This is a genomic window from Bacillus sp. JAS24-2 (assembly GCF_008274905.1).
GTDB lineage: Bacteria > Bacillota > Bacilli > Bacillales > Bacillaceae_G > Bacillus_A > Bacillus_A cereus.
The window spans coordinates 114,276-139,190 of record NZ_CP031070.1; the positions used below are offsets into that span (position 1 = coordinate 114,276).

Genomic DNA, 24,915 nt, shown 5'->3' on the forward strand with positions numbered 1-24,915 from the left:
AGAATTACCACCACTACTTTTTAAGTTATATACTGAAAGGTGCGGAAACACCAAGAAATCATGACGTATTAACATAATATGACTTTTCTACATTAAGAAAAAAGTTCGGTTCTCTCTAAACTCTAAGTAGGGAAAATTGGGCTTTTTTTCATACAATATACAAAGGTATCTTCAAAAGTCGAAAATACCTCCGTTCTATAACTGTATCTAGATGTGAATTATAGTTTATACAGTTCACAAAAAGTATATACCTTAATAAATTACTCTATATTCCCTATTTATTTCATCATTATGAACTTGTGAACCGCACCGTGCGCTCCCTTGATGAATACAGCTAAAAATGTCATAAAAATTGTTGGCAATGTCCCGATTTTTTAACGTAGTGAAATGTGTAAACCCAGATTTGCACCAAATTAGGTGTTTTGGCTAGTGTATTACCTTGTAGTAGCTGAATTATCTCCTAGTGTAGCTGTTCTTATTATTTTTTCTCCATTACGATAGAATGTAATTTTTATTTTATCTCCAACTTTCTTCTTTTCATATAGGTATTTGCGGAATTGAAGTGCATTTTCAGTCTTTTGGCCATCTAATGCAACAACAATATCATATTGTTGTAATCCTGCTTTTTCTGCTGGAGAAATTGGATAAATTTCTCTTAACACAACACCGTTTGTAATATCTTTTGGAAGATTTAATTGATTGAACGAGTAACCAAGTAAGTTATCTAAAGAAACAATATCAACTCCAAGTGCTGGACGTTTTACAGTACCCTCTTTTTCAAGAGATTTGATTATTGGTTTTGCAATGTTAATTGGAATCGCAAAACCGATTCCTTCTACGGCTTTCTGCGCGATTTTACTAGAGTTAATACCAATCACTTCGCCGTTTTGGTTAAATAGTGCTCCACCACTATTTCCAGGATTAATTGCTGCATCTGTTTGAATGACTTGCGCTTGCCAGTTGGACCGATTATCACCATTAGTATTAACAGAAATTTCACGTTCTTTACTACTGATGATGCCTTTCGTTACACTGCTATTAAGTCCTAGAGGGTTACCGATTGCGAAGGCAGATTCGCCAGCACGGATTTTACTTGAATCGCCTAGGGTAGCCACTTTATTAATAGTAGAGCCATCCACTTCTAAAACTGCTAAATCTAATAAAGGGTCTCGACCAATTAATTTTGCATCAATTTGTTTTTCGTTACTTAGTTTAACTGCAAGCTTATTTGCTCCATCTACTACGTGATTGTTTGTTACAATATATGCGTTATTTCCCAATTTTTTATAAATTACCCCTGACCCTAATCCAGCTTCATGTTCTTGTTCTGTTTGCTCCATTTTAAATGGATTTATGTCCTTTTGTATATTGATTACACCTACAACGACTTGTTTCGCGCCTTCAAGCATGCCAGGTAAATCAGTTTCTTTCTTTGCTTTATTTGTAATTGGAATCGTAGTATCTTTTACCTTAGAATTAGCAGATAGGGATGTTGAAACGCTTCCGTTCCAAGGTATATATGATGCAGTTAAACTAATTGAAATAGCGCCAATTACAGCGCCAACTAGACCTGTAAACAGATATCTTTTCTTGCTATTTGATTTTCTAAATTCTTTTGTTTCAGTATCTTCTTTATTTATATTTGGTCTATCATAATATCCCATAGTCTCTTTTCTCCTCTCTATTGAATCCGTATTTTCAGTATAGTTATATTTTGTGGCGTTCTCGTGAATTTCTCATGAAATTAACTAGAAAAAATAACTCCAACTTCCTTAAAAACAAAAAAGAACCAACACTCAGTAAATAAAGATCGGTTCTTTTTCGGTAAATAAAACTATTTGACATATTAACAGGTGATAATGACCCATCTCAATAAAGATATAACGTAGCGATGAAAAGTGCAAATAATAATTTACTCGGTGTCAAGTGATGTATGTTTTTAAATTATGTTGATAGATACAAACCCCAAATCGCACATCTACCAGCTGTAAAGGAAAAATTGAACGTGTTAAAAGAAGCTGTAAAAGACATGTAAGAACATCTAAATTATTCAACAGACACCAATGCACGAGTAGGACATAAAACAGCAGACAGTTCTTTCTTTGGTTATAAAACACATTTAGCAATTAGTGATGAACGTATTATTACAGCAGCAGTCGTTACAACAGGCGAAAAATCAGATGGACATTACCTACAAGAACTAATTGAAAAAAGGAAAGTAACAGGAATGGAAGTTGAAACATTCATCGCTGACACGGCTTATTCAGGGAAAAAAACAATTTACTTTATACAAAAGAACAAAGCATTCAACTGATTTCTAAGTTAAATTCAATGATTACTCAAAATGGGCGAGCAAATGGAAAAGGATTTGACTTTAATAACGATACAGGTTTATTTGTATGACCAGTAGGACATTTAGCAAAAAGAAAAAGTAAAAAAACAGATTCACATCCAGGAGCAAGTGCAAGAATGGTTTATTTTTTTGACGTTGAAAAATGTAAGGTCTGTCCACTCTGAAAAGGATGTTTTAAAAAAGGCGCAAAAACTAAAACCTATTCTATTGCCATTAAATCAGATGAACATTTAGACCAACAAGCTTTTCAAGAAACAGAAGAATTTAAACGCTTAGCGCGAGAACGCTATAAAATCGAAACAAAAAATAGTGAGTTTAAAAATAAACACGGGTACGATCAAGCATCGGCCTCGGGTTCATTTGGCATGCAAATTCAGGAAGCAACGACGATATTCACTGTCAATCTAAAAAGAATCTTGAAGCTTCTGAATGAAAAAGGGTAATAAATAGACAAAAAATTAGGGCGCTTCTTGTTCAAATTTGAACAAGAAGCGCCCTATCTTTCCCTAAAACAAATTTATTTATAAAAAACGCAAATTTTTCAGTGCCCTCGTATTTTACAGGGGGCACTCCTTTTAATTTTGTTTTAATTCTTTTATGGTTATAGTAATGAATATAATTCTCTAATTCTATTTTAAAGTGTTCCATACTTTCAAAGTCTTTAAGGTAAAGTAATTCAGATTTTAATTAGTCAAAGAAATTTTCAATGACTGCATTATTTAGACAATTTCCCTTGCGGGACATACTTTGCGTTAAACTATGTGCTTTTAAAGTATATTGATATTTATCCATTTGATAGTGCCAACTTTGATCTGAATGAAGAATAGGAGTATCACCCTTACCCAAACGTTGTAAAGCTCGATCTAACATTTTTTCAATTAAGAGAAATGTTGGACGTTTTTCAATATTATAAGAAATAATTTCACCATTAAACAAGTCCAGAATAGGTGATAAATAGAGCTTTTCACCAAACAAATGAACTTCAATTACGTCTGTAACCCACTTCTCATTGAGCCTAGAGGCGTTAAAATCATGTTTCAGAATGTTTGGAGCGACTTTTCCAACTTTCCCACGATATGAGCGGGACTTTGCTATGCGCACTAATGATTTTAGTCCTAAGTGGTTCATTAAACGAAGAACCGTTTTATGGTTAACGGTATAGCCTTGATTACGTAATTCGAGTGTGATGCGTCTATAGCCATATCGCCCCTGATGTTCATGAAAAATCTGTTTAATACTTTCTTTTAGGTCTGTATACTTATCTTCACGATTCATTTGTTTTACCCAGTAATAGTACGTACTACGAGCAATTCTAGCTATTTTAATTAAGTCTATAATTTTATATTCGTACCTTAACTTGAATATTATGTACGCTTTCTCTGTGTCTGTGACTTTTCTTTCTCCTGAATTAAGGCATGTAACTTTTTTAAATAAGCATTTTCCATGCGTAAATATTCAATCTCTAATTGTAAATCATTTTGAGAGTCTTTATTTCTTTTTTATAGGTGTAATAGCTTTTTTTCTTCACAGTGGAACTCTCCTTACTTGTCTTACGAAGAGCATCTATCCTCTGTTTTTCTATCATTGATCTCCAATTTTTAATGATACGAGCTGATGGGATATTGAACATAGCGGCCGCTTGTAGGGGCGAAGCTCCTGTATTATTCATAAAATTCAATACCTCCATTTTAAAACGAACATCGTATCTTGTACATTTAGAATTTAAAGACTCTATCCCTTATTCTCTAGTACGTGCTACCCACTCTTTTAATAAATAATAATTCACGTTATATTTTTTTGCCGTCACTTTAAAGGAATCATTTGTATTTAAATAATGTTCAACGGCATTTCGTTTTATTTCAATAATAAAAACCGCACCTCCAATTGTTAGTTATGCGTCTAACAAATTGAGTGCGGTTCAGCGACGGCGATAAGAAAAGAGAGGCAATTGATATCTATTATCTACCTGATCCGAATGCACAGAATGTTCACATGAATTCCACGTGCTGTGTTTAATATAAAAACCAATATAAATTTAACAATTACGAGAGTTAAATATTATACAAATTTGCATGATGAGGTGGAATACAGATGAATGAAATAAATAATATTAGGGTTTCTTTGCCCATCTCCTGAAAAGGGGGATGGGCAAAGAAACCCTTCTGGAAAATAATTTACGGAAAATATCTACGCTTTTTGTTGGAAAGCTTATGCTATCCTTTATTGCAACGAAGGGAGGATATATTGAATGGGAAATATCAAAAATAGCTACTGATATCTAATATTATTTTGGCCTGTTTGGTTATTCAAAATTATAATCAATACTCTATTCTACATAGATGTAAAGAGGAGGCATTCACCATGTCAAAAGAAGAAAACGTTGCGAGTGTATTCCGACTTGGAACCGAGGAATTAACAACTGCGCTTAATCAATCTGGTTATCAAACAATATTTGATATTACATCTGAAACTTTGAAAGATTTTCAAGAAAAAAATTCAAAAATCCCTTCTTCCGACGCTAAAGAGATTCATCAGCTAGCTGTTCAAAGAAAAGAAAATTTAATGATGCTTTTTAAGGCGTGGCAGCTACACAATGACCCTGTTGCCCGGGGTATTCCTAAATTGTCCTCCAATACCAAGTTGGAAGGCATGCGTACCGCGTTAGGGCGCAGTCTTGGAGGAGGAGCGGATTTTGAAGACTTGTTCCCGCCGCGATCGCCAGAAGGCTATGCGGAAGCTTCCTCCATACAATCGCTTTTTTCACCGGGCCGTTACCTGACCGTGCTCTACAAAATTGCACGGCAGCTGCACAATACGGACGACAAGCTTCATATTGACAACCGCCGGCCTGATTTGCAGTCGCTGATCCTAGGCACAGACAACATGAACAAAGAGGTATCTTCCCTGGATATTTTGCTGGACGTTCTGCAGTCTAACGGTTCTGGCAAGATGAATTCCCTGAAGGATACGTACTATCCCATGCCCCTTCCCTATGATGATGATCTCGCGAAAATCAATGCCGTTGCTGAGGCCCGCTTAACCAATTTGCGGGGGATTTGGGATACCTTGTTGGATACAAAGCGTAAGTCCATCCTGCAGGATTCTACTACTGCCCACCGGATAAAAGGGATATGGAAGCCGACATCCAAAAATAAAGAAGCTTCCGATGAGCCGGTGTTTATAATGGGAGAGGAATTTTACTTAGAAACCGGTGGCAAACGACTCTTTTTTGCGGATAAAAGCGATATAGGTTCAATCATAAGCGCTAAAATCACCATCGGAAAGCCACTAGCCTTGGCAGTCGTACCAGCAAAGTTTCAACTAGTTTATTACAGCAGCAGGGGTGGTAAGGGGAATTACTTCCTGCGTGTTGCCGACAATGTTTCCCTTGATGGAAAGCTACTGACAAATTGTTATCTAGCCAACGACGACAGACAAGCCAACAATGCTGGCGGACCTTACTGCCTCATGACCAATAAAGGGACCGACAGTACCCCTGTCAGCAGTTACTTGCCTGTTCAGATTGAAAGGGTGACCGATACATCCATACGCATTTTTGTCCCAGGAAGCGGTTATTTGGGACCGGGTGAAAGTATTGTAAGCGACGGGGGCAGTCAGTTGGCACCTAATTTTGACTCAGCTGAAGCACTGACTTTTATCCTGAGAAAGCAGGAATCTGGCCGTGATGATACCATTTCCATCATTGACATAATGCCGCCTGTTGCCAATACTACTCCGGATCCGTCAGCGAGGGAAACTCTTTCTTTAACACCCAACAGCTTCCGCCTGTTGGTTAACCCTGACCCGACACCAGAGGACATTGCCAACCACTACAACGTCACGACTGGCATGAAACGTTCTTCAGCAAATCTGGCTACTGCATTAAATGTTGTTGATGATTTCTGCCTGAAAACAGGTTTGAACTTCAACAAGCTGCTGGAACTTACCATGCAGAAAGATTATCAAACTAAAAGCAATGAGTACAAAAGTCGTTTTGTAAAATATGAAAATAGGGAGAGTGTTCCGGTTTCAACATATGGAGCTGTTTTTCTGACAGGTACAGAAGAAACCCCTTTGTGGGTGAAACAGTATGATAGCACGGGCAATATAACAGATACTCCCGTTTTAAACTTTGCGGCAGAGAATGTTGTGACACTGGCGGGAAGGGCGGAAAAGCTTGTCCGGCTAGCGCACAGTACAGGTCTTTCATTTGAACAGTTGGATTGGCTAATTTCCAATGCTAGCCGTGCCGTAATCGAACATGGGAGTGAGATCATTCTCGATAGACCGGTGCTTGGGGCTGTAGCCGAATTCGCAAGGCTCAAGAAGCGTTATGGAATCACAACGGATATGTTCGTGGCTTTTATCGGTGAAGTGAATATGTATGCGGAAGCAGGCAAGAAAAGTTTTTATCAGTCTATTTTTAGTACTACTGACAAGGCAACTACCTTGCCATTAGGCACTTCTTTGCAATTTGAAGTTAGTAAACAAGACCTATATGAATCGATTTGCTGTGGGGCAATGGGGGTTACCGCAGATGAGTTCGCTCGTATAGGAAAATACTGCTTTGGTGACAACGTACAGCAAATATACACAAATGCAACAACAGTTGCCCAGCTGTATCGTCTAGGAAAAATCCCTCAAATGCTGGGGTTAAGTTTTACCGAGGCTGAGCTTCTGTGGAAGTTGATGTCGGGTGGTGAGGATACATTACTTAGGGTAATTGGAGGAAGTGCGACTCTTAAGACTTTGGATACCATCCGTGACACCGAGATTGTTCTTGAATGGATGGATGCCCACCAGCTTGATGTTGTCTCCCTACAAGCTATGGTTACCAACCGTTACAGTAGTACAGCTACACCGGAGCTATACAATTTTTTGAAAAGAGTATATCAATCCACAAGTGGCCATGCGATGGTTACCAAAGTGGATGATCAAGACATGAAAAAGCTATACCGTGCACTGGCGGCAGGCTTTAACTTGAAAGCGAATTTGATGGCACAAGTTATGAACTGGATGGAAAAAACAATTAAAGAATTTACGTTGCAGAATTTTTGGAACCATCTTCAAGAGTATTTCCATGCTGATCATAAAGATGAACTGGACGCTTTGGAAGAACGAGCTGATTTGCTGAAATGGTGTCAACAGATGAGTCAATATGTGATGATTGTCCAATGGAGCGGGTTAACCGAACAAGATCTGGTGTTAGTAGTCGAACATCCCGAGCAACTCCTCAAAGGACAAAATACGGTGCCACTACCTTCCCTGCATCTTTTGCTCGTATTGTCCCGTTTAAAAGGGTGGCAACAGCGAATCCAGGTTTCGTGTAATGAAGGAATGCGCTATTTTGCTCAGGTCAATTCGAAATCTATTATACCTGACGATGCGGTAAAGCTTCTTGCAAAGATTCATGGATGGAATGAAGACTATACTTCTTCTATGAATCACTACTTAATAGGAGAAAACGAATATCCAAAGAATTTTGAGCAGGTTTTTGCACTGGAAAGCTGGGTGAACGTAGGACGTCAACTAAATGTTGGCAGCAGAACGTTAGGAGAACTAGTTGATATGGAAAAACAGGATGAAGCATCAGAAAACAATGATTTAATCATTTCGGTGGCCCAAAGCCTGATGGCCACCGTACAAGCTTAAACCAACATGTACAAAGGAAGGTGGCAAGAGTATGTCTACGTCAACTCTATTGCAATCAATTAAAGAAGCCCGCCGGGATGCCTTGGTCAGTCACTATATCGCCAACAATGTCCCGGAAAAACTCAAGGACAAGATTACCGATGCGGATAGTCTTTATGAATACTTGCTACTGGATACTAAGATCAGCGAATTAGTGAAAACATCGCCGATAGCGGAAGCTATCAGCAGTTTGCAGTTATATATTAATCGCTGTATCGAGGGCCATGAGGGTAAGCTGACTACACAAGGCAACAGCTTTTTTGCAGCGGGGAAATTCCTGGATAATTGGGATACCTATAACAAGCGTTATGCTACTTGGTCCGGTAAGGAACGTTTGAAATATTATGCGGGCAGCTATATTGACCCGTCACTGCGCTACAACAAAACCGATCTGTTCCAAAGTTTGGAGCAGAACATCAGCCAGGGAAGAATTACCGATGACAACGTAAAGAACGCACTGCAAATCTATCTGACTGAATATGAAGGATTGGCAGACTTAGAAACAATCGGTGTAAATAAAGGTGATGATGAAAGTGTATTATTCTTTGTGGGTCGTACCAAAACGGTACCATATGAATACTATTGGCGCCGCTTGACGCTGAAAATGGTCAATAGCTACGAACTGATCCCAGACAAATGGTCCCAATGGAAAAAAATAACTGCCAATATTGGCGAGGCGATTGATATTGTGGTGCCTTATTGGGAGAATAACCGACTTTATATTCGATGGCAGTCAATAGAGAAAGAACAAAAGGATGGTGGAGAAGCCGATGATATACTGTACACCAATAGTTGGTATTTGAATAATGCTGGGGTGTGGTGTTCAAACAGTAAGGCTATAACTAATGCATTTAAAGTGAATTATCCCGATCCAACTTTCAGTATAAATCACACCAGTAATAAAATGGTCATTTCTATAGACACTTCTAGTCAGCTTATCGTTACAGCACTTTCAAATTCAAAAATAAGTATAAGAAATAATTTTGTCGACGCTACATGCAAGTATCGAGATGTTGAAATTGGCCCGGGGGAAACTAAAGAATTTAATATTACGATAAATGATTACGAATCGTTGAGGGTGGATACGGAGTATAGACATATATATCTTAACTTTTTCTTTTACTTCCTACAACCAAAGGGACCTTATGGCTTTTTTCAGGGCCCACTTTATGTGCCACCAGATAGAAGTAATATCCGAACAAGGTTCGCCCTTACCCTAGAAAATAACATCGATCTGTCCGCTTTACTGGAAAAAAATCTTGACGATCTTTTTGACTATACGATTCAGGGAAAAAATCAGCTGGGTGGTACGAAGGCTTTCTATGGGCCTTACGGAATGTATCTGTGGGAAATCTTTTTCCATATTCCTTTCTTTGTTGCAACGCGTTTCCAAACCGAGCAGCGGTATGAATTGGCGGAACGATGGTTTAAATTCATTTTTAACAGTGCAGGATACCGTGATGAATACGGCAATCTATTAACCGATGAAAGTAGAAATGTACGTTATTGGAACGTAGTTCCGTTGCAGGAAGATACAGAGTGGGATGATACCCTGTCGCTGGCAACCACCGATCCGGACGAAATTGCCACGGCTAATCCGATGCATTACAAGCTGGCGGTATTTACGCATACCTTGGATTACCTGATCAGTCGTGGTGATAATGCGTATCGGATGCTGGAACGGGATACCCTAACCGAAGCCAAGATGTATTACATCCAGGCTAGCCAACTTCTTGGCCCCCGTCCAGACATTCGCATCAATAACAGCTGGCCTAATCCAGAGCTAAAAAGTGAAGCTGATGCGATGACTGCTCAACCGACGCGTAGTGATGGACAGATCACACCAATCCACACGTTACGTGCCTTACTATATGCAGAAAACGGGCATTTCCTGCCGCCATATAATGATGAACTGTTAGCCTTTTGGGATAAGATTGATTTGCGTTTATACAACTTGCGCCACAACCTGAGTTTGGACGGTCAGCCGCTTTATTTGCCGCTATTTGATGAACCGGTGAATCCCCGTGATTTACAGATTCGGTATAGCGCAGGAGACGGTTTGGAGGGAAATAACGGTGTTGCCCAAAAATCCCAGAGTATCTATCGTTTCCCTCTGGTAATTGATAAGGCACGCACGGCAGTTAACAACGTCATCCAATTCGGAAACACGTTGGAAAATGCCTTGAATAAGCAGGACATAGAAGCGATGACCGTGTTATTACAAACCCAGCAACAGATTGTACAAAAACAAACCCGTGATATTCAGGAAAAAAATGCGGCATCACTGCAAGCAAGTCTTGAAGCGACAATGACAGCAAAAGTAGGTGCGGAATCCAGAAAGACGCATTATGCCGGTTTGGTAGAAAACGTGATGTCGGACAATGAAACCACCGCACTTGCCTTGCGCACTACTGCTGGAATCATCAATACAAGCTCAATATTGCCACTAATAATCGCCGGCGGGTTGGATACGGCTCCTAACATATTTGGTTTAGCGGTAGGAGGTTCCCGTTGGGGAGCCGTTAGCACTGCTATAGCACAGGGATTACAAGTTGGCGCCGGTGTAATGGAGCAGGCAGCAAATATTATGGATATCAGCGAAAGCTATCGCCGTCGCCGGGAAGATTGGATGCTGCAGCGGGATATTGCTGAGAATGAAGCAGCACAGTTGGATTCACAAATTTCAGCCCTGAAGGAACAGATAGATATGGCGCGAAAACAACTTGTGCTTGCTGAAACGGAACAGGCACATGCTCAAGCCGTTTTCGAGATGCAAAGTACCCGTTTTACAAATCAAGCTCTGTATAACTGGATGGCCGGACGTTTATCGTCTCTTTACTATCAAATGTATGATGCAACATTGCCCTTATGCTTGATGGCTAAAAATGCTTTAGAGCAAGAAATAGGTCAGGATAAAACGGTTGGAATATTCATTCTTCCTGCCTGGAATGACCTTTATCAGGGATTGCTTGCCGGTGAGGTGTTGATGGTGGAGCTTCAGAAACTGGAGAATATGTGGCTGGAGGAAAACAAGCGGGGGATGGAAGCAGTAAAAACAGTATCTTTAGATACCCTAATCCGTAAAGAAAATCAAGAGTCTAGTTTTGTAGAGATAGTTAAGAATGTTTTAGCTGGAAAAACTTCCGAAACGGTGAACGGAGTTGGCGTACAACTAAAAAATGGTATTTTGACTGCAACTCTTGCCCTATCTTCCCTTGGTTTGGATCGTTCATACAACCAAGTTGAAAAGATTCGCAAGATCAAAAACCTGTCGGTTACTTTACCGGCACTATTAGGTCCTTATCAAGATGTGGAAGCCACTTTAACGCTAGGCGGCGAAACCGTTGCCCTTTCTCATGGTGTGGATGACAGTGGCCTGTTCATAACAGATTTCAACGATAGCCGCTTTCTGCCTTTTGAAGGTATGGATGTATCTGGCACACTCAGTCTATCCATTTTTCATGCCGCTCAGAAGGAGGAGCAGCGCCTCTTGGTAGAAAGCCTAAATGACATCGTATTTCACATTCGATATGTAATGAAATAGTTTAGTAGTCAGATAGATGAAGGGGCATGTGTAAGACATGCCCCTTAAGGAGGAGTGAAGACATGTCACAAACTAAAAATGCCGGTGTAGAGCTATCGTTGCCAAAAGGTGGGGGGGCTATTAGGGGAATGGGGGAAACCACCTCCGCTCCTGGTTCCGACGGTATGGCACGTTTTAGCGTGCCACTGCCTGTAACCTCTGGCCGATATCTCACGCCTGATCTAAGCCTTTCCTATAATAGCGGAAATGGCAACGGTCCTTTTGGAATGGGTTGGAATATAGGAGTGATGTCTATTCGTCGAAGAACAAATAGCGGAATCCCCCGTTATACGTCCAAAGACCAGTTTCTTGGTCCGGATGGGGAAGTGCTTGTTCCCGAAAGAAACGAACAAGGGCAGGTCGTTACCCGCCAAACAGATACGTTTCAGGGGATATCGTTAGGCGAGATTTTTACTGTTACGCGCTATTTTCCTCGGATTGAGGGAGTCTTTCATTTATTAGAATACTGGGAAACACAAGAAGGCAGTAAAACAGCGCCGTTTTGGCTAATTCATTCTGCTGATGGGATACTGCATTGTTTCGGTAAAAATACCCAATCTAGAATAGCATCTCCTGACGATTCTACTAAAATAGCAGAATGGTTATTGGAAGAGTCTTTATCACCCTTTGGAGAACATATTTATTATCAATATAAAGAAGAAAACAATGAGAATAGAAACCTGGATCAGGACAATCATCAATATGGGGTTAATCGCTATCTTAAATATATCCGTTATGGAAATAAAACTGCAAGTTATTCCCTTTATGCCTGGAATGGAGAATTTCCTGCGGATGATCAATGGCTTTATTCGGTCGTACTGGATTATGGCGAGAATGCTCCATCAGTGGATGTCCCACCCTTATACATGCCCCAAGGGGAATGGTTGGCACGCAAAGATTGTTATTCCCGTTATGAATATGGATTTGAGATTCGAACCTGCCGTTTATGTCATCAAATCTTGATGTTTCATAACTTTGCGGAGCTTGGAAAAGAGCCGAGACTGGTGTGGCAGATGCAACTGGAATACGATGAAAACCCCGCCGTCTCAATGTTAACTGCCTTGCAGCAACTGGCTTATGAAACGGACGGAACGATACGAAGTATGGCACCGCTGGAATTTGATTATACCGGATTTGACATCCAGCACAATTCTGATTGGAAACCTTTTTTACCTGTGCATGAATCGGGGAACGGCGAACAATATCAACTTGTTGATTTATACGGGGAAGGTATACCAGGCTTGCTATATCAGAATAAAGATCATTGGTATTATCGTTCACCCGCCCGGGGTGAAACAACGGATGGAATAACCTATGAGGATTGGGGTTCATTGCCTGAAATCCCGGTAAACAATAAAAACGGGATGCTGATGGATATGAATGGTGACGGGTATCTTGAGTGGATAATAGCACAAAATGGGGTTACCGGGAGCTATGCTATGAATCCGAATCAAAAATGGTCTGATTTCGTACCGCTTAAAGCTCTGCCAACAGAATTTTTTCATCCTAAGGCACGGTTTTTAAGTGTAACTGGATCGGGTTTACCTGATTTAGTCATGATTGGACCAAAAAGTATCCGGTTTTATGCAGGAGAAGAATTAGGATTCAAGTACGCATGTGAAGTATGGCAGAAAGCAGGTATTCAATTACCTATAGAAGGTGTAAACAAAAAAGAACTGGTAGGATTCAGCGATATGTTGGGATCCGGACAACCCCATCTAGTACGCATTCGTTATGATAGCGTCACATGTTGGCCTAATCTTGGAAACGGGGTGTTTGGCGACCCGCTGAAACTTCCAGGGTTTTCAATAAATGAAAGCGACTTTAATCCTGACCGTGTATATCTTGCAGATCTTGATGGTTCTGGTACATCCGATCTGATTTACGCTACTCATGACGCACTTTTCGTTTATCAAAATCTTTCTGGAAATAGTTTTGCGTCTCCATTAAGAATTCCGCTGCCTGACGGTGTGTATTTTGATCATTTGTGCCGGCTTTTTCCTGCTGATATTTACGGGACAGGTAAAGCAAACCTAGTGTTGAATGTGCCCTATATGAACTCTCGCAGCTGGTATTTGGATGTATCTGCGATAAAACCTTATTTATTGAAAAGAACTACGAATAATATTGGATACTCTAGTTCATTCTTTTACCGAAGTTCCGCTCAATATTGGCTTGATGAAAAACAGTCTGACCCAGCGGCTGTCTGCGCTTTGCCGTTTCCGATTAACGTTGTTTCGTGCATAGAAACGATGGATGAAATCAACAGCAGTACTAGAATGCAGACATTTACTTATCGCGGTGGCATTTATGACCGGACCAAACAAGAATTTTCGGGGTTTAGTTACATTGAAACTGTGGAAGAAGAGCGGGATTCCCAAGGAAGGGTTAGCCGACAAACTCCGCCAGTATTGACCCGTACTTGGTATCACACCGGGAAAAGAGAGGATGAATATCGCGCTCTGCATCAATACTGGAAGGGGGATCACGACGCTTTTTCACTAAAGCCGACCCGCTTTACGATTTTTGATTCAGCGGTAAAAAAGGATGTGCCGCTCGATTCCCTCAATGCGCAGCAAGAATATTGGCTGTATCGCTCATTAAAGGGGATGTCACTACGTTCCGAAATCTTTAGAGGAGATATTTTGGAATCATCTCCTTATCTAGTGGAGAGCTACCGTTATCAAGTACGGTTGATACAAAGTACTGATTTAGAATGTGTTGTATTGCCTTTACAATTAGAACAGCTTACTTATAATTATGAGCAAATTTCTTCTGATCCACAATGCACGCAGCAAATACAGCAATTTTTCGATGAGTATGGTTTTTCAACACAAAGTGTCACAATTCACTACCCACGTCGGGAACAGAAAAATGAAAACCCGTATCCTGAAACACTACCAGATACTAGTTGGAGTAGCAGCTATGATTCTCAACAGATGTTACTACGCTTTACACGGCAAAGAGAAAAAGCGTATCATCTTACAAGTTCTGAGAACTGGCGTCTGGGAATACCTCATCAGACCCGCTTAGATACTTTTATCTATCCTGTTGAAAGTGTACCTAGTGAAGGCATAAGTACTGAGTTACTAGGGGATGATGGTGCTTTACAATCTCCTGCGCAGGAACAGGCTTATGGTGGGCAAACAGAGACTATTTATGTAGGTGAAGACAAACCAGATTTACGTGCGTTGGTCTATTATATGAGGAGTGCAGTTCTTGATGAAGTCTGTTTAAAAGCCTATGAAGGAACACTTAGCGATCAACAGTTAAAATCGCTTCTTACATCAGCTGGTTATAAACAAAGTACACGGATATTGGGACCTGAAGATGAACCAGATGTATTAGTAGCAGAACAAGGATTTACTCGTTATACAAATGAAGAGGGTTTTTATCGAATGGTAGGGCAACAAACTTCTATCTTAACTGGAGAGCAGGTATTTTCATGGGATGATAATTGGTGTGTGGTGACATCAGCTGAAGACGCTGTGAAAAATAAAACGCAGATTGCACATGATTATCGCTTTTTGCAAGCCAATCAAATTACCGATGCCAATCACAATGTGAGTCAAGTTCAATTGGATGCTCTCGGAAGGGTAATATATAGTCGTATTTTGGGGACAGAAAAAGGAAAAGATGTAGGTTTTAGCCCAGAATTAGCATTTTTACCACCTGAGACGATTGAACAGGCACTTGCTTTGGTACCGCCTTTACCTGTTGCATCTTGTTATGTATACGATGCGAATAGTTGGATGGGCACAGTATCATTTGAGCAACTTTCTGAACTTGTCTCAAATGAAAAAGAACAGTGGAACTTCCTGATAGCCAATCGCTTTATTACACCAGATGGTAGCATAAGAGCTCGGGGGCGCTGCCAACAGGCATTAGCCCAATTATCCCCATCTGTTTCAAATTTGTTAAGTGGTGCAATACGTAATCCGTCACATGCTTTAATTTTAAACGCAGATCGTTATCCAGATGATCCATCTCAGCAAATTCAGTCAAAAATAATTTTCAGTGATGGGTTTGGACGGATGTTACAAAGTTCTCAAAAAGCAGAACCTGATATTTTAAACACTGTTACAGGAAAGACAACGAAGCAAGAAAATAGAGCTAGATGGATTATTTCGGAACGTGTCAATTACGATGGAAAAGGTGCAGTGATTCAAAGTTTTCAACCTTTTTATTTTTATGATTGGCATTATGTCAGCAACAAAGACGTCAGTAGCTCAATGTATGCAACAAATTATTACTACGATGCTTTATCACGGAAAATAAGGGAAGTTAACGCAAAAGGACATGAGAAGCGAAATACCTTTTATCCTTGGTTTACAGTAAATGAGGACGAAAATGATACATGGAATATTGGAGCGATAGAAAAGCAGTAAATATCCAGAGGAATTCCTTTCCTATTACAAATCTATTTTTAATTCATTTATTGTCTTGTTTAATAGGTTTTATTTAGCTTTGAGAATTTAATCTTCAAATTCGATTTGCCGCCTTACAGGGGACGTTTACGTCCCTTGCTTTTTATCACTATTTATTCTACCGTTTCTGTACGGTAAAACGAGGGAGGGTAAAAATATGAATACAAAGTCTATATATAATGGTACACCCACGATTTCAGTTATAGATAATAGAGGCTTACAGATTCGTACCCTTGAATATAATCGTGTTATAGATGAGGACCCGATAGATGAATATATTACTCGAAACACCTATACGTTGTTAGGGAACTTTGATAGTAGTATGGATCCTCGTCTATTCTCAAAGTATCAAAACAACAGGAGTACACTAGCGAATATGAGGTACAGTACTTCATTGAAAGATAATGTACTGTGTACGGAAAGTGTTGATGCTGGACGGAAGACACAACTCTTTGATATAGAGGGACGACTAACTTGGTTTATGGATGCAAATTGTACACAAACAACTATGGAATACGATTTAATAGGAAGACCAACAGCTGTGTTGGAAAAACAGGTAGGTAATGGAATACCTACCTATAGGGAGCGTTTTATTTACGGTGAGAACGAAATAGATGCACAAGCCAACAATTTATGTGGTCAGTTGGTGCGTCATTACGATACCGCAGGTCGGATTCAAACAAAAAGCTTCGCTTTATCTGGAATGCCACTAGATCAAAGTCGTCAACTGTTAAAGAATATTGATCAACTTAGCAATTGGAGCGCAGACGGTGAAAGTACTTGGATTGATTTTCTTAATGCTGCCACCTATGATATAAGCTGGCAATATGATGTACAAGGAAAAAAAGCCGCTCAAATAGATGCCAAGGGCAATCTCCAGGCATTTACTTACAATGTTGTTGGCCAACCAAAAGCTGTTAGTCTTACATTAAAAGGGCAAACAGAACAACGTATTGCAAACAGGATAGAATATAATGCTGCTGGGCAAGTGCAAAAAACTGAAGCTGGTAATGGTATATTGACAGAATATTTATATGAAGAAAGTACACAGCGCTTAATGAGAAAAAAAGATTCACGTGAGCTATCCTCTGGAAAGAGGAATGTACTGCAGGATTATTATTATAAATATGACCCAGTAGGTAATATCCTTTCCATTAGCAATGAAGCTGATTCAATTCGTTTTTTCCGAAATCAAATGATTGAATCAAAGCGCCAATATACATATGACGCTTTATATCAACTGGTTTCTAGTTCGGGACGCGAAGCTGATGTATTTCGTCAGCAGCAATCGTTCCCTTCATTAATAACACCAATTCCTTTAGATGATAGTCAATATGTGAATTATTTTGAGAAGTATAGTTATGATCGTGCGGGCAACTTGATAAAGCTGATCCATAAAGGAGCAAGTCAATATACCACGGATATTTCTATCGATGATGCTTCAAACAGGGGTATCAGGAGTCAAAGGGATAAAATACCAGATATTGCAAATTCTTTTGATAGAGCAGGTAATCAAAAACATTTACTTCCAGGGATACCTATGGAATGGGATACACGTAATCAATTATGCCGTGTCAATATGGTTGTACGCGAAGAGGAAGATAACGATAGGGAAAGCTATATCTACGATGGTTTAGGGATGCGATTAGTGAAACGGAATATCCGAAAGACAAAGAATACCACCCAAACTGATACTTCTGTCTATTTGCCGGGTCTAGAATTACGTACAAGTCAAACTGGTGAAAATGTCACAGAACTCCTACATGTAATTACTGTGGATACGGGGGTAGCACAAGTAAGGATTCTACATTGGGAGAATGAAACTCAACCAAATGGTATAGAAAATGATCAGTATCGGTACAACATCAATGATCATTTAGGTTCATCTGTAATGGAATCGAATATGCAAGGTCAAATAATAACCAAGGAAGAATTTTATCCATATGGTGGAACAGCCTTGTGGGCAGCTCGGACAGAGGTAGAGGCAAATTATAAAGCCACTCGCTATTCAGGGAAGGAATTAGATGCTACAGGTCTGTATTATTACGGATATAGGTATTATATGCCATGGTTAGGACGCTGGTTGAACCCGGATCCTGCTGGCACAGTAGATGGATTAAATTTATATCGAATGGTCGGGAATAACCCCATAAATTCAATAGATAAAATGGGATTGCTACCAGAAAAACCAAATATCTTTACCTTATCCCCTCAAAAAGTTGCTGAAATTGAAACGCAAACAGATCTCTCTAACATGAAAGTAAATCTCTCTTCATTAAAAATGAATAATACTGATATAAAATGGGATGACATTAGAGGGAATTTTGATAATTTAGCAACTAAACTTGTAAAGATTGCTGTAAATCATGAGAATACTTATAAAAAAGAATTTGAAGGTTGTAGTAAAAAACAATTAGAAAAGGCAATGAAAGCGCTTGGTCCTGCAGTTGCAGTTGCATATAACTTGAAGTCAGAAAAATATCATGTTGCAATTAATCAAATAAGAGGCGATTTACCAGAAAAAATGGATGCTAGAATAAAAGAGCTAGTTCCTGAGCAAATGCCGGAAGGTGTTAGAAAGATTTATAGTAAAATGACAAAAGGGGCTGGTTCTCATGCGGAAGTTTATGCAAGCAATAGCGCACTTCTGGATAGTTCGAATACAAAACCTGAAGACCTAATTGTATATGTTAATAGGGTGAATTCAAGGGCAAAAGAACCAGCAGAAATAAGGCCTTTTATTACTTGTCCAGATTGCGCATATATACTAGAAGGACCAAAGATCCTTGGCGGAGTCCTGGGAGGAATCGGAGCTCTATTAGAATTTGAAGGTGTGTTAGGTCTGTTAACAATAGAAAACCCAGAAGATGGCGATAAAATTCGGGAAGGTCTTGGAATTAAGACGATATCTAATATTACAAAGTACTGGAAGCGAAATAACAACGGACAAATGGCTGCTTAATAGGTGTAGGTTTCGTTACAAAGTAAACAAATGGAAACAGATATTGATAAATGAGGAGCATAATTTAGGCAATGACTAATAATTTATGTAATTCTTTGTACGTTGAAAAACCGCAGTTTGGCTGTAAACTGTGGTTTCTTTTATATAGGGTGTTTTTGCCTATCCCCTGAAAAAGGGTAATAAGATAAAACATACCAAATTATATTCTATCTTATTCTTCTTCAAGTGAATGTTCTCAATGATTGTCTCTAAATTTACCACTGTTGGGGATTTGCTAAATTTATAACGGCCATATAAATTGATTTGTTGCCAGGCAACCGGTGAAATTTACTTTAGTATGTTCATCTCGATACCTTTATTCTGAGAATTCGTTAATAAATTTGATAAAATACTCGCATTGTAGTAAATAATACAATTGGTTAACAACCTACTACATTCATTCCAGATTTGCTAATCTTGTTCAGTCTTGAAACGAAGTTTCCCAAAATTTGCAAAAGATACAGCCCCGTCGTAATTTATGATAACTTTCCCCACGGTTTAGCGCCTTTTGAACGTTTTGACGTAATGAGAGCGAATCAATATATTCTAAAAAATATAGACTTTTGATGATATTATCATACTCCCACAACGCACGTTTTGTTTGATTTTTTCGCGCATAAGAACTTAACTTTCGAACAATCACATTTTGAGTAGTCGTTTTTAAAGCGAGAAACAGCATAATTCGTTTAATATTGTTCCATTCCTTCTTAATTAGCTCTGTATTAATTTTCCGCAAAAGTTTGATAAGGAATTCTTCATACTGGCTTGGATGCTAAAAACCATATAAATTTTGGGATATTGTCGCATGAATATCTTTAAATGCTGTATTCTCTGAAATATTTTCATCTATTATAACTTGTAAAACCTTTCCTACTTTCTTAAAATTCCCTTGATTTTCTGTATAATAGGTATGTACTTGGTCTTTAGCAAAGGATAAGATATCATCGGTGTATTTTCTCATTTTATAAATAAAACTATTAATTAAATTATCATTCATTTTTTTGTAACGATAGGAAATAAAGGTCAGTAAATAAATATAGATAAGGTATTCATTAAGCCGTTTTAATTTATATACGGAATAATATTCTGCTAAAGAAGCATAATATTTAATGCTTTCATTAGAATTTTTTAGTTGAGGTAAAATCATTTTGACCAGTTAAAAAAGGGGACGTATATTATTCCAAAATTCAATTTCACGCTTAATTTCATTTATACTAAAATCTTTTGGTTCATGTTTTATTCTAGTGATCTCATATAATCCAGAAGAATTATATAGTAATTGTTTTAATTGTTGTTTATCAGTTTCAGATAGATGGTTCTGTATAATCTTTATAAGTCGTTGTTCTTCAGATGTAATAGCTGTCCCTACAATATCTTGTATAAAGCTATATGCGGGAATAATAATGTGTTCTTTTATTAAATAATTGAGTAACTCACGAAAAATGAAAATAGGCTTTCGGTGAGATCATAAAACTTATCTTAGATTAATTAAGATGATAAAAAGGCAAGATTACAAGAAATTTTATAGTTCACTTTATATTCATATTGTTATCACATCGTATGAAAACATTTATGTTATATTAGGTAACATCAATCATATACATGATTGATCCCTATTCTTTAAACTTTTTGAACTAGCCAAGGGAAGGAATTCCCCTTCCTTTGAGTGTACAACAAAATACAGTAATGCAAAGAATTATCACTACTTTTTAAGTTGTATACTGAAAGGTGCGGGAACACCAAGAAATTATGATGTACTCACATAATATGACTTTTCTTCATTTAAAAAAAGTTCGGTTCACTCTATATTTTAAGTAGGGAAAACCGAGCTTTTTTCATTCATAAGCCTTGACTTTACAATTCTAGATTGAGTTTTAGCGAATAAATCTTGTGAAAATCAAGTAATAGATGATTTTTCCTATATGTTAAGTAACAATAAAGTTATTTTTTAAAATATTTGAAAAGGATGGATAGGTTTATTAAAAAAGACATTGAAATTTTATTTTTAATCTAACGATAGTCAAGTTTACTAAAGAACATTGGATATGAGTTTTTTAGTACTAAATACCGTTAGTTTTTTACGATTTTAGCGAATACCTTATCAAACCCTATCAATATCTATTAAGAAGGCTTGATAAGTATGATAACTAACAAACAAGAATTTCGAATTTATGTTTTATCCTCCAATTGACGTTTTTCCAAACGCTCAATAGCTTCACTGCGTTTGGAATCATCAATATTTGTATACAAAGATGTTGTTTCCATTGAATCATGTCCCATTTGGTTTGCTAAGAAAACAAGATCCTTATTTTCATTATAATGATTAGTTGCGTATGTATGACGCAACTTGTGAGGGCTCTTTTTTTCATCAAATGCTCTAGTATATTTCTCTGTAAGCTTTTGTATTGGATTAACAGAAATTTGCGCATATGATCCCTTATAATTCGTTACAAATAGAATGTCTTCATCATCAGGACACTTGTAACGAGCAGCACGTACTTTTAGATACTCTTGAACATCATCTAGGGCTGTTTGTGTAGCCAAAATAGATGATTTTTTATCTCCTTTACGTATAACCTTAATGTAACGAGTGCGAAAATTAATACTAGATATAGTTAAACTAGGGGTCTGTGTAGCAACGGAACCAAATCACGCAATAAGCATTAGCGGACATTAGGAATCCTATAAATTCAGAAAATATGGGATTACTTTTTATATCATTTTTTATTAAGTTGGGTGATGTATTAATTAAATCAATATTTTGTATTTATAAAATAAGATGAGTAATTTTAATATTCATTTTCACATAAAATACCTATACGAAAATGGACTTTTAATTCATATGTACTCCACATTATAAAGTTATAATGTAAGAAGAGGTAGGTGATATGAATATGTCTTATCGTATTCTAGTTATAGAGGATGATCAAAATATCCAAGAGGTCATTCAACAGGTACTATTTGCACAACAGTATAATGTAGAAGTTGCATCAAATGGATTGGAAGGAATTGAACAATTTAATAAACAAACATTTGATTTAATTGTTCTTGATGTGATGATGCCCAATCTAAATGGTTATGAAGTGGCAAAGATAATACGAAATGAATCCAATGTTCCAATTATAATGTTAACCGCACTAGAAGGAGAGCAAGATCAAATAAAGGGATTCAACTTAGGAATTGATGATTATATTACAAAACCGTTTTCTTTTATGCTTTTAATTAAAAGAGTAGAAGCCGTATTACGACGGAGCAATAGTAATGATGCCAGTAATTATTTAACTTTTAAAGACTTACAAATGGATCTTGAATCGTATAAAGTATATGTAAATCAAAAAGAAATTTCTTTGACTACAAAAGAATTTGAAATTCTTCAATTATTACTGAAGAAACCAAACAAAGTTTTGACGAGAGAAAGTATTGTAGAAACAGTTTGGGGTTATGAATACGGGGATGAAACCAGAATGATGGATTCGCATATTAAAAATATGCGAAAAAAATTAGGGATTACCTACATAAAAACAGTAAAAGGAATTGGCTATAAAATTGATGAATAGAGCATGGAAATTTATAAGCATGAAACGCATTACTCTTAAACTTTCTCTTGTAACATCATTCATTTTAGTACTTTTTTCGTTTGTTATCTATTTAACTTTATATTTCTTCTTACCTACATTTTATGAAAGATATAAATTAAATGAGCTCGAAACAGGTGTGGAACAAATATTAACCAAATCTAAACAACTAGAATTTCAAGAAGCCATACCTATTTTGAATCAATATGTGAAAAACAATAACGCTAGTATAACCATTCAAGATAAAAAAGGGAAGGTCGTTTATCCCCAACTCCATTCTTCTTCCGATATGAAAAAAAACATTAAAATCGAGTCACATATCATCTCTATGCCAAATGATGAAGAAACATCAAATCCAATTCCTCAGGCTTACAATGTTACAAAACCTATACAATTTAAAAATGAACGCTTAATGATAACTGTGTATGCAACATTACAACCTATAAATGAGGTTTCAAAAGTTTTAATATTATTCTTTCCCTATATTGGGATGATGGTTTTAATTACTTCAATTTTAGGCGCGTATGCTTATTCTCGGTTTATTACCAATCCATTATTACATATTAATGGAGTAGCTAAGAAAATGGCGGGTTTAGATTTTACTAAAAAACTTCAGGTGCATTCTCAGGATGAGTTGGGTGAATTGTCCGAAAGTTTAAATGAACTGTCTACAAATTTACAAAAAACAATGTTTAAATTAAATCAAGCTAACCTTCAGTTAAAAGATGATATTGAAAAAGAAAGAGAAATAGAAACAAAACGGAGAGAATTCTTTTCTGTCGTTTCACATGAGCTAAAATCACCGATTACCGCGGTAAAAGGTCAACTAGAAGGTATGATATGTAAGATGGGGATATATAAAGATCGTGATATATATTTAAAAAAATCCCATGAGATTATGGAAGATATGGAGCAATTAGTTCGAGAAATTCTTGAGGTTTCAAAATTAGAGCAGCACACATTTAAACCTAAGTTGGAAAATATTAAGATTCACGAATTGATTCATAAAACAACCCAAAAACTTGAATTCTTCGCTATAGAAAAAAACATTAAAATCATAAAAGAGATAGACACAGATATTGCAGTTTGTACAGATTATAAATTATTAGAAAAAGCAATAAAAAATATTATTCATAATGCATTCACATATTCCCCCCCATCTGAAAAAGTGTATATTTGTTTAATACACGATATTGTTAATAAATCCATAAAATTTCAAGTTTTAAACACAGGTGTTTTTATTTTAGAAGAACATATTTCTAGTATATTCGACCCGTTTTATCGCGTCGAAAAATCAAGAAATCGAAACACAGGTGGAAGTGGTTTAGGATTATATATTGTAAAACAAATTTTCGATACGCTATCTATGGAATACGCTATAAAAAATACTGAGGAGGGGGTATCTTTTACTGTTACAATTCCTATTCATCCATCTATAAAAGAGTAAATGGTTTATATAAAAATAATAGGTAAAATCCAAGTAACCTCCAGATAGAATCCAGGTGGATAGTTTATTCTTAATGTAGCAAGAATAAATCTATTCAAGAAAGGGTGTCTATATATGAAAAAAGGAATTATTAGCGTTTTATCAGTAGGAGTTTTAGTGGGGGGAGGCCTATTAGGAACACAAGCGTTTGCGGCAGGTTCTGATCAAAACAATGGAAAAGATGATTTAACGAATACAGAAGTTCAAAAATCACAAGAACTGAATAACAATTATGTTGAAATGGATGTGAGAATTTTAACGGATGAAGAAGCTCAGAAACAAAAAGAAGAAATGAATAATGAATTAAATCAAGCTAATGTAGAAAAATTAGAAGGAACTATATCTACAACAGTAGGAAAATAATACTTTCTTTTCAGGTAAGTACAATATGAAAAATAGAATATATATTGGGATATTAGTTTTAACTTATTTATCTATAGCAGGGTATATACTCCTTATATGTAAGATAGTTTGATTAGAGGAAACAACTAGTAGCCAAAATGTAACAACTCCAACAGAAAAATATAATTGTCCTTTATACAAGCGTTGTTTTTATGCATAAGAAAGAAAAGACTTTTCGATTTTTCGGAAAGTCTTTTTATTTTAAAGGAAAAAGAATCGTATTGGATTCTTACTTATAGATGTCACCACGATTTCCAATTGCTTGTATGTATATGACTTTCTCGTCATGATTTATTTCAAATAAAATCCGAAAGCTTCCAACCCTCAATCGATATAGATTCGCGTTTGTATCCCTTTCTCTTGCTTTGCAATAAATAAAATAGCATTGCATTTTGTC

The 24,915-nt window shown here is 37.3% G+C and carries 9 protein-coding genes and 5 pseudogenes; 9 read left to right on the forward strand and 5 right to left on the reverse strand.

Annotation, left to right across the window (positions count from 1 at the left end; genetic code table 11):
- Positions 1–434 precede the first annotated feature (434 nt).
- Positions 435–1,664: a S1C family serine protease gene (locus tag DN407_RS30675; RefSeq protein WP_149217153.1), complete on the reverse strand. Its 1,230-nt coding sequence runs from the start codon at positions 1,662–1,664 to the stop codon at positions 435–437.
- Between the two features lie 293 nt (positions 1,665–1,957).
- On the opposite strand from DN407_RS30675, the pseudogene DN407_RS30680 reads away from it, so the two are divergent.
- A pseudogene (locus tag DN407_RS30680) lies at positions 1,958–2,796 on the forward strand (transposase); the annotation flags it as partial.
- A 31-nt stretch (positions 2,797–2,827) separates the two neighbouring features.
- Here the strand turns inward: DN407_RS30680 and DN407_RS30685 are convergent.
- Positions 2,828–4,220: pseudogene (locus tag DN407_RS30685) on the reverse strand (IS3 family transposase).
- Positions 4,221–4,497: 277 nt separating this feature from the next.
- Between DN407_RS30685 and DN407_RS31910 the strand changes: the two are divergent.
- From DN407_RS31910 to DN407_RS30705, 5 genes are all read left to right on the forward strand, one after another.
- Positions 4,498–4,635, forward strand: coding sequence for a hypothetical protein (locus DN407_RS31910; protein ID WP_179955876.1), 138 nt, complete (start codon positions 4,498–4,500; stop codon positions 4,633–4,635).
- Between the two features lie 79 nt (positions 4,636–4,714).
- Positions 4,715–8,005, forward strand: coding sequence for a Tc toxin subunit A (locus DN407_RS30690; RefSeq protein ID WP_149217154.1), 3,291 nt, complete (start codon positions 4,715–4,717; stop codon positions 8,003–8,005).
- A 31-nt stretch (positions 8,006–8,036) separates the two neighbouring features.
- Positions 8,037–11,588, forward strand: a complete 3,552-nt coding sequence (locus DN407_RS30695) for a Tc toxin subunit A-related protein (protein WP_149217155.1) — start codon at positions 8,037–8,039, stop codon at positions 11,586–11,588.
- Between the two features lie 62 nt (positions 11,589–11,650).
- Entirely contained in the window at positions 11,651–16,015 is a 4,365-nt protein-coding gene (locus tag DN407_RS30700) for a SpvB/TcaC N-terminal domain-containing protein (protein WP_149217156.1), read from the forward strand.
- A 196-nt stretch (positions 16,016–16,211) separates the two neighbouring features.
- The gene (locus tag DN407_RS30705; RefSeq protein WP_149217157.1) at positions 16,212–19,016 is read left to right on the forward strand and encodes an RHS repeat-associated core domain-containing protein; all 2,805 of its coding nucleotides are present in this window, start codon (positions 16,212–16,214) and stop codon (positions 19,014–19,016) included.
- Positions 19,017–19,175: 159 nt separating this feature from the next.
- Here DN407_RS30705 and DN407_RS33055 read toward each other — a convergent pair.
- Both DN407_RS33055 and DN407_RS30715 read right to left on the reverse strand, forming a co-directional pair.
- Positions 19,176–19,875 (reverse strand): annotated as a pseudogene (locus tag DN407_RS33055) (Tn3 family transposase); the annotation flags it as partial.
- A 1,349-nt stretch (positions 19,876–21,224) separates the two neighbouring features.
- Positions 21,225–21,680 (reverse strand): annotated as a pseudogene (locus DN407_RS30715) (tyrosine-type recombinase/integrase); the annotation flags it as partial.
- 269 nt (positions 21,681–21,949) lie between these two features.
- Between DN407_RS30715 and DN407_RS30720 the strand changes: the two are divergent.
- The 3 genes from DN407_RS30720 (at position 21,950) to DN407_RS30730 (ending at position 24,479) form a co-directional block, all read left to right on the forward strand.
- Positions 21,950–22,612, forward strand: a complete 663-nt coding sequence (locus DN407_RS30720; protein ID WP_149217158.1) for a response regulator transcription factor — start codon at positions 21,950–21,952, stop codon at positions 22,610–22,612.
- Positions 22,605–24,077, forward strand: a complete 1,473-nt coding sequence (locus DN407_RS30725; protein WP_149217159.1) for a sensor histidine kinase — start codon at positions 22,605–22,607, stop codon at positions 24,075–24,077. Before DN407_RS30720 ends, DN407_RS30725 begins: the two co-directional genes overlap by 8 nt.
- Positions 24,078–24,191: 114 nt before the next feature.
- Positions 24,192–24,479, forward strand: a complete 288-nt coding sequence (locus DN407_RS30730) for a hypothetical protein (protein ID WP_149217160.1) — start codon at positions 24,192–24,194, stop codon at positions 24,477–24,479.
- A 268-nt stretch (positions 24,480–24,747) separates the two neighbouring features.
- Here DN407_RS30730 and DN407_RS33060 read toward each other — a convergent pair.
- Positions 24,748–24,855 (reverse strand): annotated as a pseudogene (locus DN407_RS33060) (type II toxin-antitoxin system RelE family toxin); the annotation flags it as partial.
- Positions 24,856–24,915: the final 60 nt, after the last annotated feature.